This window comes from Sorangium sp. So ce375 (assembly GCF_051473855.1).
GTDB lineage: Bacteria > Myxococcota_A > Polyangia > Polyangiales > Polyangiaceae > Sorangium.
The window spans coordinates 2,882,007-2,895,450 of the sequence record NZ_CP150335.1 but is presented as its reverse complement, the minus strand read 5'-3'; the positions used below and the strand labels follow the sequence as shown (position 1 = coordinate 2,895,450).

The 13,444-nt window shown below is 74.4% G+C and carries 10 protein-coding genes; 6 read left to right on the top strand and 4 right to left on the bottom strand.

Annotation, left to right across the window (positions count from 1 at the left end; genetic code table 11):
• Window positions 1-25: 25 nt before the first annotated feature.
• Window positions 26-1,402 carry an MFS transporter gene (locus tag WME90_RS11040; protein ID WP_437281055.1) on the bottom strand — a complete coding sequence of 459 codons (1,377 nt, stop codon included), beginning with the start codon at window positions 1,400-1,402 and terminating at the stop codon, window positions 26-28.
• Between the two features lie 372 nt (window positions 1,403-1,774).
• Between WME90_RS11040 and WME90_RS11035 the strand changes: the two genes are divergently transcribed.
• From WME90_RS11035 to WME90_RS11010, 6 genes are all read left to right on the top strand, one after another.
• Complete coding sequence (locus WME90_RS11035) at window positions 1,775-3,064, top strand: hypothetical protein (RefSeq protein WP_437281054.1); 1,290 nt, start codon at window positions 1,775-1,777, stop codon at window positions 3,062-3,064.
• 143 nt (window positions 3,065-3,207) lie between these two features.
• Window positions 3,208-4,434, top strand: a complete 1,227-nt coding sequence (locus tag WME90_RS11030; protein ID WP_437281053.1) for a hypothetical protein — start codon at window positions 3,208-3,210, stop codon at window positions 4,432-4,434.
• Window positions 4,435-5,466, top strand: coding sequence for a diacylglycerol/lipid kinase family protein (locus WME90_RS11025; RefSeq protein ID WP_437281052.1), 1,032 nt, complete (start codon window positions 4,435-4,437; stop codon window positions 5,464-5,466).
• Window positions 5,467-5,597: 131 nt separating this feature from the next.
• Window positions 5,598-7,223 (top strand): protein kinase domain-containing protein, encoded by a 1,626-nt coding sequence (locus WME90_RS11020; RefSeq protein WP_437281051.1) that lies wholly within the window; start codon window positions 5,598-5,600, stop codon window positions 7,221-7,223.
• Between the two features lie 7 nt (window positions 7,224-7,230).
• A complete protein-coding gene (locus tag WME90_RS11015) occupies window positions 7,231-9,849 on the top strand; it encodes a Kelch repeat-containing protein (protein WP_437281050.1) in 2,619 nt (872 codons plus the stop codon).
• Window positions 9,846-10,865 (top strand): hypothetical protein, encoded by a 1,020-nt coding sequence (locus tag WME90_RS11010; protein WP_437281049.1) that lies wholly within the window; start codon window positions 9,846-9,848, stop codon window positions 10,863-10,865. The genes WME90_RS11015 and WME90_RS11010 overlap by 4 nt, the downstream gene beginning before the upstream one ends.
• Window positions 10,866-10,951: 86 nt before the next feature.
• Here WME90_RS11010 and WME90_RS11005 read toward each other — a convergent pair whose 3' ends face one another.
• The 3 genes from WME90_RS11005 to WME90_RS10995 all read right to left on the bottom strand — a co-directional run bounded on the left by WME90_RS11005 (window position 10,952) and on the right by WME90_RS10995 (window position 13,439).
• Entirely contained in the window at window positions 10,952-11,428 is a 477-nt protein-coding gene (locus WME90_RS11005; protein ID WP_437281048.1) for a hypothetical protein, read from the bottom strand.
• 368 nt (window positions 11,429-11,796) lie between these two features.
• The gene (locus tag WME90_RS11000; protein WP_437281047.1) at window positions 11,797-12,942 is read right to left on the bottom strand and encodes a hypothetical protein; all 1,146 of its coding nucleotides are present in this window, start codon (window positions 12,940-12,942) and stop codon (window positions 11,797-11,799) included.
• A gap of 122 nt (window positions 12,943-13,064) precedes the next feature.
• Window positions 13,065-13,439 (bottom strand): response regulator transcription factor, encoded by a 375-nt coding sequence (locus tag WME90_RS10995; protein ID WP_437281046.1) that lies wholly within the window; start codon window positions 13,437-13,439, stop codon window positions 13,065-13,067.
• Window positions 13,440-13,444: the final 5 nt, after the last annotated feature.

Below are 13,444 nucleotides of genomic sequence, written 5' to 3'. Positions count from 1 at the left end.
CGCGGCCCCTCCGGCCCCCCTCCGGCTACTCGCGCGGCACCAGGCGCGACAGGACGACCCCCGGCAGCGACGCCGCGAACGCGATCGCGAAGAACGCCGTGAACCCCGCGCTGGCGGCCAGGTAGCCGCTCACGCTGCCGGCGAACGTCGCGGAGACCGACATGAGCGCCGACCCGATCGCGAAGTGCGACGACTTGTACCCGTCCATGCAGCGCCGCATCAGGAACACCGCGAGCACCGCCGTCCCGACGCCGGCGGCGAGCTGCTCGAGCGTGACGAGCGCGACGACCCACGGGAGCGCCGGCCGCGCCCACGCGAGCGCCACGTACAGCAGGATCGCGAGGCTCTGCACGAGCGCGATGGGGAAGATGGTCCGCGAGAGCCCCCACCGCTTGATGATCACCCCGCCGAGGATCGAGCCTGCGATCGAGGCGACCGTCCCGACCCCGGCCACGTTGCCTCGCGCCGACGTGTCTAGGCCGAGGCTCTTCAGCAGCGGCGACGACATCGCGAACATGAGCGCGTCCCCTGCCCGGTAGCAGAGGATGAACGCCAGGCTCGACGCGATCCGCGGCTGCCGCAGGTACGCGCGGAACGGCTCGATGTAGCGCCGCAGCCCGGTCGCTCCGGGCGCGGCGCCGGCTCCGGGCGCGGCGCCGGCCCCGGGCGGCGCGGCCGGGCGCGGCAGCCCCGCGGCGTGCGCGATCGCGAGCAGCGCGAGCCCGCCTGCCGCGACGGCGAACGCCGCGCCGAAGGACGCCCATCCCGCGAACGCGACCAGCAGCGCGCCCGCGAGCAGCGCGAGCCGGTACGCGCCGACCCGCAGCCCGGAGAACGCCGCCTGCGCGTCCTTGTCGAGCGCCTGCAGGTAGAAGCCGTCGACCGCGATGTCGTGCGTCGCCGCGGCGACGGCGACGGCCCCGAACAGCGCCGCAACGAGCCAGATCGCGCCGCTGTCCGCCGCCGCCGCGAGCCCGAGGACGATCGCGGCGAGCGCGATCTCGGCCCCGACGAGCCAGCGCCTCGAGCTGCCGTGAAGGTCCACCAGCGGGCTCCAGAGGAACTTGAGGTTCCACGGGAGCCCGTAGAGCGACGTCAGCCCGATGATCTCGAGGCTCGCCCCCGCCGCCGTGAAGAACTCCCCCGCCACCTTGTGCGCGATCGCGTAGGGTAGGCCCTCGGCAAAATAGGTCGACGAGATCCACAGACCCCGGTTCGCCCCTCCCGCCGCCGCGCCGGACGCTTCCACGCCAGACGACGCCCCCGCGCCGGATGACGCCGCCTCACCAGGCGCGTCCGAGGACGCGCCACGCCTCGGCGCCTCCGGTCCCTGCTCGGGCAGCGCGGGACGCGCCGGGGCCGCGTGCTCGACGGGCTTGTGGGATGTAACAGCAGCCTCCACGCCTTCTCCGCACCCTTACACGAAGAGCCCCGGGACGGAGCAAGTTCCAGGACGGCCGACCGCCGCGCCCGACGGCGGAATCAACCGTGACGCCGTGACGCCGTGACGCCGTAACGCCAAGAGGCCGCGAGGCCGCGAGGACACAGCGGACTCCATCGCGAGCGACCCTGTGGTATCGGTCCGGCATCTGGTTTAAACGGTGAACTGCATGCGACGGGCTCACGCTCCTTCGGTGTCCCCCTGCCGTCACGGTGGCGACGCCGATCGTGGCGCTTCGTGCCGCTCCGGCCGTGCGGCCGCGCTCGCGCGCGCCGACCTCGCGCCGACCCGGCCGGCGCCTTGCCCATCTCCGGTCTTTCCGAGGGAGCCAGCGTGAACGAGTACACCCGGCGCGAGGAGGTCCGCGCCACCTTCATCGCCTCGGCGATCCTCGTCCTGTGCATCGCCGTGGCGGTGCTCCGCCTCGTCACCGTCGAGGGCAGGCTCGTCCCCGATCCGGGCGCGCGACGCCAGGCCGAGGAGTCCGAGGCCCGCATCGCACCGGCGCGGGCGTGCGCCCTCGCCGGCGAGAAGCTGATCGTCGAGATCGATCTCTTCAAGGAGGCCGCGAAATCGGCGCGCATGCCCGATCCGAGCGCTGCGCTCCCAGCGCCGCCGCCGCCGCCACCGACGACGACGACCGCGAAGACGCGCGCGCCGCGCAACGCCCCGCCGCCGCCGAAGCCCAAGGAGCCGGACAAGCAGGGCGCGTGGGCCTCCGCCCAGCCGCTCTACAAGCAGGTCAAGACCCTGGCGGGCTGCCGCGAGGCGACCGAGGCGCTCCTGGGGGCGCGGGTGGGCGCGATCCCCGCCTGGGAGGCCATCGCCAAGGCGGCCGCGATCACGCCGCCAGGCGCCGCGGAGGCCGAGCAGTTCGAGGCGGCGAAGCAGCTGCTCTCGCTGCTCGGCGACATCCCCGCCGACAAGGTCGCGCAGGCGACGAAGGACGCCGAGGCCGCGTTCAAGGCCAGCGCGGAGCGCGACCGGGAGCGCGCGCTCACCGCGATGGTCCGCGAGCCGCTGCCTCAGGGCGTCTTCTCGCGGCGCGTGGCCGTGAGCGTCGGCGTCGGGCTGACGGTCTGCGCGCTCTTCATCAGCTACCTGGGCGTGCGAGCCGCCTCGATGCGCCGGCTCGCGACGCTGCTGCCGCTGCGCGACGCGGTCCGCAGCGGGCGCCCGGGCATGCAGGCCGCGGAGATCCTGAAGACCGCCGCCGCGCACAACAGCGGCGAGCCCGGCCTCGTGATCGGCGCGGCCATCGGCGGGTTCTCCGCGGCCCTCCTCGCCCCGAGGGACGCCGATCTGTTCGTCGCAGGCGTCATGGCGGGCCTCCTCATCGGCCTCGGCGCGCAGTGGGCCTTCCGCCTCGCCCTCGGGGCGGGCCGCTGGCGCGCCCGCACCACGGAGCTCGCCGAGGTCGAGAAGCCGGCCATCCCCATCGTGCTCGTCCTGAGCGGCGTGAAGCCCGGCCTCGAGCCGGAGTTCATCCAGTTCCTGCGCTCGCTGCCCCCCGCCGACGCCGCGGCCGCGGTCGAGAAGCTCGCATCCCAGGCCGAGGAGCGCATCCTCGCCGCCGCCGACGCGGGCACCGCCTTCACCCACGGGAAGCCGCCGCCGGGGTGACGCCGACCGGCGCAGGGAGACCCGCCCACCCCCTGCACAGCCGCGGAACTCCGGCGAGGTGTCGCCGCGGACACACCGCGTCGACGGCCGTGCACCGAGCGCTCGATCCGCACGCGGTTCCATGGAATGGAGGCGCTCCCGACATGAGACACCCTCTGCAGGCCCGCCGGCCGCCCGGGCGATGGGCGCTCCTCTCGCTGCTCGCCGCCACCTGGTGGCTCGCCGCGCCCCCTGCAGCGGCGCAGGACACGGCTGCTCCGAAGGCCGTCGCACCGCAGGCCGACGGCAGTCCGCCCGCGACGCACGCCGCCTCGCTGCAGGCCGATAGCCCTCCGGCCGCCGCGCCCCAGGCCGACAGCGCTCCGGCGGAGGGCGGCGCGCCCGCGGTGGACGGAGCCGCAGGAGCTGGCGCGCCGTCAGGTGGCGCGGCAGGCGCAGGCGGCGCGGCAGGCGCAGGCGGCGCGGCCTCGGACGCCGGCGAGCGCGGCCCGGCGCGGCGCGACAGGCCCGGGACGACGAGCAGCCGCGCCACCCCCTCGAAGAAGCGCCGCGGGGACATCAACCCGTGCATGACGCCCGATCCGGGCTGGGGCGTCTACGACGGGTGGTCCCGCGCGCCCTCGATCGGGCAGATGATCATGCCCCACCGCGGCGGGGTCACGAAGCGCGGCGGCTTCGACGTCATCATCCACTTCCACGGCCACGACGCGCTCCGGAAGGAGTTCGTGAAGACGGCCGAGGGCGCCGTCCTCGTCGGCATCGATCTGGGCATCGGCTCGGGCGCCTACTCGAGCGCGTTCTCGGCGCCGTACGTCTTCGAGAACCTGCTCGACAGCATCGAGCGCGCCGTGGCCAAGAAGACCGGCAAGAAGAAGGCCTACATCCGCAAGCTCGGCCTCTCGTCGTGGAGCGCGGGCTACGGCGCCATCGAGCAGATCCTGCGGCAGCCGGCCGGCAAGCGGGTCGACGCCCTCGTGCTGCTCGACTCGCTCCACGCGGGGTACGCCGACGAGCAGCAGCACAAGCTCAAGGTGGCGCAGATCGAGCCGTTCATCGCGTTCGCCCGGCGCGCCGCGGCGGGCGAGGCGTTCATGTTCATGAGCCACTCCTCCATCCTGCCGCCCGGCTACGCGTCGACGGCGGAGACGGCGAACTTCATCGTGCAGGCGCTGCGGGGCAAGCCGAGGGGATCCTCCCGCGCGGACGTGCTCGGCCTCGACATGATCCAGCGCTTCGACCGCGGCGACTTCCACGTCCGCGGGTACACCGGCGACGACAAGCCCGATCACTGCGCCCACATCGGCCTGATGGCCGACGTCGTGCGGGTCCACCTCAACCCGCGGTGGAAGACGCCGCGAGGCCGGCGCTAGATGGGCGGCATCGGCGTCATCATCAACCCCCGCTCACGCCAGAACCTGAGCGATCCGCGCGCGGCGGTCCGGCTCGCGCGCGCGCTCGGCGACCACGGCGTCGTCCGCGCCGCGCGCTCCCGCGAGGACCTCGCCCGGATCGCGGAGGACTTCAGGAAGCTCTCGATCGACGTGCTCGGCATCTCGGGGGGCGACGGCACGAACCACGTCACCATCACCGGCTTCCTCGACGTCTACGAGAACGAGCCGCTGCCGCCGATCGCCTTCCTGCGCGGCGGGACGATGAACACCGTGGCCAACGCGGTGGGCGTCCCCCGCGGGCGCCCCGACGGCCTGCTCGCCGGGCTCATCGCCCGCTACACCGACCGCGGCCGGCACCCGCTGCGCTGGATCGAGCGCCACGTGATGCAGATCGGCGCCCATTACGGCTTCATCTTCGGCACCGGGTGCGTCCACGGCTTCATCGCCGAATACAACCGCAGCGAGGAGCGGAGCGCGCTCTGGGCCGCGAAGGTCCTCGCCCGCGCGAGCGCCGCCGTGCTGCTCAACACCGGCACCCAGGTCGCCGCGCGCTGGGAGGGCCGCGTCCACTTCGAGGACGGCTCGGGGTTCGCGGACCGCGACTACCTCGCCGTCGCCGCCGGCACGGTGGACCAGATCGGCCTCGGGTTCCGCCCCTTCCACCGCCACGACGAGCGCCCGGAGAGCTTCCACATGCTGGGCATCCACACCTCCGCGCTCGGCTTCGTCAGGAAGCTGCCCGACATCTGGCGAGCGCGGCCGATGGGCGAGGCGCACACCTTCGAGAAGATCGCCCGGCGCGCGGTGCTCGAGGCCAGGTCGGGCGTGGTCCACTACGTCTGTGACGGCGACGTACACGAGCACGCCGGCCCGCTCACCGTGCGCATCGGCCCGCGGGTGAAGATCCTCGTGGAGCACAAGTCCGGCCATCGCCCCGCCCGCGCTCGGCCCACGTCGCATGATGTGTGCGACCGCGGCGAGCGCGCGCGCCGCTACGGAATCGTCCGCTGATCATGCATGGATCACGCGCCGACCAGGCGCCGACCGCGCGCCGCCGCCGCGCCCGTCGAAGCCGGCAGCGGCGTACGGGTGCGCGAGACCGTAGCTGTGCGAGGCCAGCAAAGTTAGACTGCGGTCGCTCCATGCCGCCGCGCTCCTCCTCCGCGCCCGCCTCGTCGACGGACTCGACCCTGCGGCCCGAGAGCGCGAGCCGCTCCTTCGCTTCTTCCGCGGCGTTCCCGCGCGGCAGCGCTCCCGACACGTTCGCGACCCCGGAGCCGCTCGGCCCCTCCGGCGTGTCACCGCCTCCGTACGCCGGCGCGCTGCCGCCCGACCCGGCGCGGGCGACGCGGCGAATCTACCGCGAAGGCGACGTGATCGGCGGCAAATACCGGCTGCGCTACGTCCTCGGCGAGGGCGGCATGGGGATGGTGTGGCTGGCCCACAACGACGTCCTGAACATCGACGTCGCCATCAAGTTCATCCGGCGCGAGGTCAACTCGACCGAGGCGACGGTGCGCCTCCACCAGGAGGCGCGCGCCGCGGCGCGGATCGATCACCCCTCGATCGTCCGGGTGATCGACTTCGGGGAGTCCGATCACCGCGACCCGTACATCGTGATGGAGGTGCTCCGGGGAGAGCAGCTGGTCGAGGCGATCGAGCGCAGGAAGCGCTTCTCGCCCACGGCCGCGCTCCGCATCCTCCTGCCCATCGCGAGCGCCCTCGCCGCTGCGCACGATCGCCGGATCGTCCACCGCGATCTCAAGCCCGAGAACATCTTCCTCGTGAAGAACGATCGCGGCGACATCACCCCGAAGATCGTCGACTTCGGCATCGCCAAGGTGTGGAGCGAGACGGCGAGCGGCGAAATGACCAAGGCGGGCACGGTGCTCGGCAGCCCCGATTACATGTCGCCCGAGCAGGCGCGCGGCATCACCGACGTCGACGGGCAGACCGACGTCTGGGCGTTCTCCGTCGTGCTCTACGAGACGATCACGGGCCAGAAGCCGTTCCAGGGCGGCAACTACCACGACCTCGTGGCGGCGATCCTCGTCAAGGATCCGACGCCGATCACCGCGTTCGGCGCGGGCGACGACGCGCTGTGGGGCATCATCGCGCGCGGGCTCGGGAAGGAGCGCTCCACCAGGTGGCGGACCATGCGCGAGATGGGCGTCGCGCTCGCGCGGTGGGCGATGCAGAACGGCGTCGTCGAGGACGTCACCGGGACCTCGCTCGCCGTGCACTGGCTGAGCGACGGCGAGCAGCGGCCCCTCTCCGAGCGGCCGGTGGTGCGCGCGCAGAGGAACAGCGAGGACCACGAGGTCGCCGTGCGCGAGCAGATCGCTCGCCCGGCCGGGGACCGGCGGCGCGTCGCCGTCGTCGCGGCGGCCGGGCTGGCGACGCTCGTGGCCCTCGGCGCGGTGCTGTTCTCCCTGCGCGCCATCACCGCGCGGGACGGCGGCGCCGAGCCCGCGCCTGCGGCGTCGCCCGCAGCGCCGCAGGACAAGCCGCCGACCGCCGCCGGCGCGCCGTCGGCCGAGCAGGGCCCCGCGCCCGAGAGCCGCCCCGAGCCGGCGCGCACGGCCGAGCCGCAGCCCTCGGCCGGCGAGCCCCGCCGCGGGCCGGCGGAGAGCCGCGCCGCGAGCGCCGACGGGCGGGAGCCCGCGCCGGCGCCCCGGAACACCGGCTCGCGACGGGCCGCCCCCCCGCGGACGAGCACGAAGACCTCTGGCGCCGCCCTGCCGGTCCCGGCTCGGCCGAACTTCTAGCGCCGCGATGCCCTTCCAGGACTGCTCCGCGCGCGAGACGCGACATCGAAAGCCCACGCTCGGCGCGCGCTGGCCGCTGCTGCTCACGCTGGCCGTGCTCACCGGCGCTTGCTCGCTGCTCGCGGAGAGCGCCCTCTCCGACAAGCCGTCCGAGGGCGGCGGCTCGGACGCGACCTCGACGGGCGGCGGCTGCGCGCCGGACTGCCCGGAGGGCGCGTGCTGCGGCGGGACGTGCGTCGCGCTGGGCAAGGACCGGGAGCACTGCGGCTCCTGCGGCAACGCGTGCGGAGACGGGGAGTCGTGCTGCGGCGGATTGTGCACCAACGTGCTGAACGATCCCTCGCACTGCGGCGCGTGCGGCGTGCCGTGCCCGCACACCCTCTGCGTGGGCGGCCACTGCTCGTCCGAGTGCGTCTTCGGCTTCGACAACTGCGACGGGAACGTCGTCATGAACGGCTGCGAGGTCGACCTCACCAGCGATCCCGAGCGCTGCGGAGGCTGCTCCCTCCGTTGCCCCGCGGGCGCCATCTGCGACGCGGGGCAGTGCGCCTGCGCGCCGCCGCTCCTCGACTGCGACAACCGCCAGGACACGGGGTGCGAGATCGACGGCTCCTCGGACCCCGCGAACTGCGGCGGCTGCGGCGTCACCTGCGGGCCGAACATGCAGTGTCAGGCCGGCGTGTGCGGGTGCGCTCCGGGGTACGCCAACTGCAACGGCTCGCGCGATGACGGCTGCGAGGCCACGCTCGGCACGGAGGAGGACTGCCGGAGCTGCGGGGATGCCTGCGCGAGCGGCATGATCTGCGATGGCCAGCGCGGCTGCGCGTGCGCGGGCGGGCGCCTCGATTGCGACGGCGCGCCTGGCTGCGAGTCGCTCGGCATCGACGCGGCGACCTGCGGCGCGTGCGACGTGCGGTGCGCGCCGGAGAGGCCCAACTGCGACGGCGCGGCGTGCGTGGCCGCCTGCGCGGACGGGCTCGCCACGTGCGGCTCCTCGTGCGTCGACACGCAGGTCAGCCCGTTCCACTGCGGCGCGTGCGGCGTCGCCGCCGGGCCGCACCAGCGCTGCGACCGAGGCGAGCTCGTGTGCGACGAGGGCTTCGCCGACTGCGATCCGGGCGCCCCCGGCTGCGAGTCCGATCTCACGAGGAATCCGGAGCACTGCGGCGCGTGCGGCACCGCCTGCAAGCCGGGCGCCGTGTGCGTCTCCGGCGCGTGCGCGTGCGGGGGCCTCACGCCGCACGACTGCGGCTCGGCCTGCCGCGCCTGCTGCTCGGACGAGGACTGCTCCGACGGCGACGGCTGCACCACCGACGTGTGCGAGGGCGGCGCGGCGTGCCGCCGGACGGGCTGCGGCGCCGGAGAGCAGTGCTGCAGCCTCGTCGCGTGCCGCCAGTGCTGCACGAGCGCCGACTGCAGCGGGGGCGAGATCTGCTCCGGCGGCGCCTGCATCCCGCCGTGCGAAGGCGGCCTCGTGGCCTGCGAAGGGAAGTGCGTCAGCCTGGGCTCGATCGATCACTGCGGCGCGTGCGGGAACGCCTGCCTGAGCGGGCGCGACTGCCGCGACGGCAAGTGCACGCCCGCGTGGGCCCCCATGACGAAGACCGGCGCGCCCGCGCCGCGGCAGATGGCCGCGGCGACCTGGATCGGGAGCGCGCTCTTCGTGTGGGGCGGCCGCACGGCGAGCGGGGACGTGAACGACGGGGCGCTCTACGATCCGGCGCGCGACACGTGGTCGATGCTGGGCAACGAGGGCGCCCCCTCGCAGCGCGTGCTCGCGGCCGCGGCGTGGACGGGCTCCCGGGTGCTCGTGTGGGGCGGCGGCCCGTTCGGGAGCTTGCTCGGCCTGTCCACCGGCGGCGTATACGACCCGGCGGCGCGGACGTGGCGCGCGATGAGCACCACGAACGCCCCTCGGGCGCGGCGGATGCCGGTCGGCGTGTGGACCGGCACGCGCCTCCTGATCTGGGGCGGCTCCGCGGGCGGCGCCCCCGTCGCCGGCGGCGGGCTCTACAACCCGGTCGCCGACGCGTGGACGCCGACCTCCAGCGCCGGCGCGGCCCCCGCGCGCGATGGCGTCGCGTGGGCCTGGTCGGGCACGGAGCTCTATGTGTTCGGCGGGAGAGCCGACGGCGCGACGACGAGCGAGGGGTACGCCTACAACCCCACGACCGACGTGTGGCGGTCGCTGCCCACCGCCGACGCGCCGAGCCCGCGGGCCGACGCGTTCGCGGTCTGGATGGGCGATCGGCTGCTCGTCTGGGGCGGGCAGGACGAGATGGGCAACGCCCGCAAGAGCGGCGCGATCTACGATCCGGCGGCCGGCGCGTGGCGCGGGATCGACGACAAGGGGGCGCCCTCGGACCGCAGCCGCGTCGAGCGGCGCACCGGCTGGACCGGGTGGACCGGCGCGCGCGCGCTCATCGCCGGCGGAAGGAACGGCTTGGCGTTCAGGCGAGACGGGAAGCTGTACGATCCGATGACGACAGCGTGGGGCGAGAGCATGTCGGCCGCGGGCAAGGAGCACAGCTTCGGCGTGGGCGTGTGGACGGGGGCCGAGCTCATCCTGTGGTCCGGGATCGAGGGGCCCGCGCTGGTGTCCGACGGGGAGCGGTTCAGGCCGTGACGCCGCGGCGGAAGCGCGCGCTCTCGGTCGCCCTGGCGCTCGTCACCGCGGCGGCGCTCTGCGCCGCGCCCGCGCCCGTCGCTGCGCAGAGCGCGGCCGACGTCGCGGTCGCGCGCGAGATCTTCATCGAGGGCTCAGAGCTCGCCAGGCAGGGCCGCTGGGAGCAGGCGCGGGAGCGGTACGAGCGCTCTCTCGCGATCAAGCGCGCGCCGATCACCCTCTACAGCCTCGGCGTGGCCCAGCAGCAGACGGGGCAGCTCGTCGAGGCGCTGGAGAGCTTCCGCGCGTTCCTCGTCGAGCCGTCCGCGCCGGCGACGAAGGCGTACGAGAAGCTCGCGCGGAAGGCGGTCCAGGACCTCGAGCACAGCGTCGCGGCGCTCGAGCTGCGGCTCTCCCCGGCCGACGCCGCCGGCCTCGAGGTGAAGATCGACGGCGTCGTGGTGCCCGCGGCGGCGCTCGATCGCCCGCGCCCGGTCAACCCGGGGGACCACACGGTGACCGCGAGCGCGCCGGGCTACCGCGAGGCCGCGCGGAGCGTCACGGCGGCGCCGGGGAGCCGCGTCGTCGTCGTGTTGGGCCTCGATCGCGAGGCCGCCCCGCCGCAGGCGCCCGCCGGGCCGCGCGTGTCGCCGACGATCGCTCCCGCGACCGCCCCGGCGGGCGGTCCCTTGGCTCGACCGGCCCTGCGCGGCGCAGCGCCGAGCGCCCCGCCCGACGAAGCGCCGAGCCGGGTGATGCCGATCGTGCTGCTCGCCGGCGGACTGACCACCGTGGCGGCCGGCGTGGCGATCGGGCTGCTCGGGGTCGCGAGCGCGTCGGACGCGCCGACGCGGGACGGGGACGCGGCCGACGCCGCGCGCGCCCAGGCGCTCGCGGGCGACATCGTCGCGGGCGCCGGCCTCCTCGCGGCGGGCGCGGGCGTGCTCGTGCTGGTGTTCGATCGCGATCCTGCCGGCGCCAAGCAGGCCCCGCCGCGCGCCGCCGTCGGCCCGCTGCGCCTCACCGTGCGCTTCTGATCCTCCCGCGGGCGCGATGGCGCGCCAGGGCCGCCCGGCCTGGCGGCGCCTCCGACCTGCCGAGGCGGGGCCGCTCGCTTCGCCCGCTATGCCTTCGCCATCTCCTTGCGATCGAGGTTCACCACCACGAACGCGCCGTAGTTCAGGACCGTGAGCGAGTCCTCGTCCACGATGAGCACGCGGACGCACTGGGGCGGAGACGGCGCGAGCAGGTCGACGTACGGATCGAACGGCGCCTCGTCCACGGGCGGCAGCACGGCGTGAAGGAACTCGTGGAGCCGCGCTCGATGGCCCACGATGACGCTCGTGCCCGGCGCCTCTGCGCAGCCCCGCGGCTCGGAGCGGAAGAGCGCTCGGCGCGCCGCCGGGGACACGACGAGGATCGCCGCGTCCGTCACGTCGAGCTCGCTGGACGTGCACAGCCGCTCCACGCGACGGCTCACGGCCTCCTCCACCGTCTGGAACAGCCGCAGCCGCCTTCGCTGTCCTTCCGTGAGGCCCGGCTCCTCGATGTAGGCCTCGAGGCTGCACCCGCGCATGTTCCGCTCGCACCCGTACGCCATGCGTCTGCACCGTGGCTCGGCCTGCTCACCCGCTCCTGGCAGTCGGGTCGGACAGCCGTCACGCCTCCCCGCACGAGCGCTCATGCACGGGATTAGCCAACCCCCCATGCACCGCGGCGCCGCTCCAGGGTTGGTCGCGACAGCCATGGTTTCCACGGTTCGCGGGCAGCGACCGGGACGCACGCCCGCGTCCTGGATGGCAACACGACCGCGCCGAACAGAGGCAGGGGCGAACGCCCGCACCTTAGTGCACAGCGGCGAGGGCGATGCGCTCACACCGCCTGACGCGCCGGATTCACTTCTTCTGTTCCGGGCGGCCGCGCGCGGTCCTGGCGAGGGCTGCCGCGGCCTCGCGCGGCGGACTGGCGCTACTTCGCTGCGGCCGGCGCGAACTTCGCCGTGAGCTCCACCTGGGCCACGCTGCGCTGGGCGGCCTGCTGGGCTGTGGCGCCGGGCGGCACCAGCAACGCCTGGAGCCGCTGCGAGGCGTCGGCGGCGCCGGGCACGAAGGTCGACGGCGACCAGGTGAGCGTGCCCTTGCCGGCGGAGTCGAGCCGGTCGATGGTCAGGGTGATCTCCCCGTTCGGGCCCGGCACCTTGAGGTCGGCCCCTTCCGCGTACTGGCGCGTGTCCACGCTGAGCGAGACGACGCCTCCCTCGACCTTCTCGATCTTGAAGACCCGGTACCGCAGCACCGGCAGCTGCACCCCCGACGCCACCACGCGATCGGTGACCATCCAGTAGGCGCCTGCGCCGACAGGCTTGTCCGGGAACGGCGGCGTGAGGAGCGCGACGGCCTCCCCGAGCGCGCCGATCAGCGGCTGGAGCCCTGGCTCGGCGTCCTTGGCGAGCTCGACCTTGAGGTTGCCGACCACGTTCGCCGGCGAGAGCTCGTACCGCAGCGCGCTCCCCTTCAGCCTCGCGAGCGCGTCCGAGAGCTCCTTCGGCGGGCCGCCGACGGACATCGAGGCGAGCGTCGCCGACGTGATCTTCGCGATCACCTTCGTCGGAGCCGGGCCCGCCGGAGCCGCGCCCGCGGCGGGCGCGGCCGCGCCCTCCTTGGGTGCGTCCGCCGGCTTCTCCGCCTTGAAGCTCACGCCGAGCTCCAGGTTCGGCAGCCCCTGCGGCCCGCCAAGGCGCAGCCCGAGCGTGATGTCGAGCTTCTGCTCGGATTTCGGGTCGATCTTCGGGGCGAGCCTGGCCCGCGGCTCGCTGCCGTCGCCGATGACCTCGATCTTGTAAGGAACGTCCTTCGGCAGCGCGGCGGCCGCTGCGGCCACCGAGAAGACGCCGTTCTCCGGCGGGCCATCCGACGCGTTGCCCGGCGCTGGCCCCTTGTTCTCGGTGCTGCCCGACGCCGCCTCCGCGAGCTCCGCGCCGAGCTTGCCGCCGACGACCGGCAGCGGCGGGCCAGCGTCGAGCGCGCCGGCGTCAGCGGCGACCTGCGCCTTGCTCTTTTCCCCCTCGCAGCCCGCGAGCCCCGAGAGGGAGACCGCCGCGAGCGTCGAAGCCATGACCCAGCGCCACCGAGTGTGCATGAGGGCCGGGTGTAGCCAAAACGCGCGCCATCTTCCAGCGCTCCGTTCAGCGCTCCGTCGCGCCGGACGGGACGGCTGCCGTCGGGGCGGGGTCCGCTTCAGGCCCGCCGCGCGGCCTTGAGCCCGCCGATGTGCTCCAGGAGCTCGAGGGGCCGGAACGGCTTGGCGTAGTAGGCGGTCGCGCCGAGCTGCAAGGCGCGGGCGCGCGCCTCGTGATCGTCGAGGGCGCTGATCACGATGATCGGCAGGCCGGAGGTGGTCGGGTGCGCGCGGAGGCGCGCGCAGACCTCGAAGCCATCCATGCTGCCGGGGAGCATCAGATCGAGCAGCAGCACGTCGAAGGGCTCGGTCAAGGCGCGCTCCACCGCTTCGGGGCCGGTGCCCACGCCGATCACCTGGTGACCGCTCGCTCCGACCAGCGCCTCGATCATGCGCCGGATCGCATCCTGATCTTCGCAGAGGAGGATTCGCATGGCCG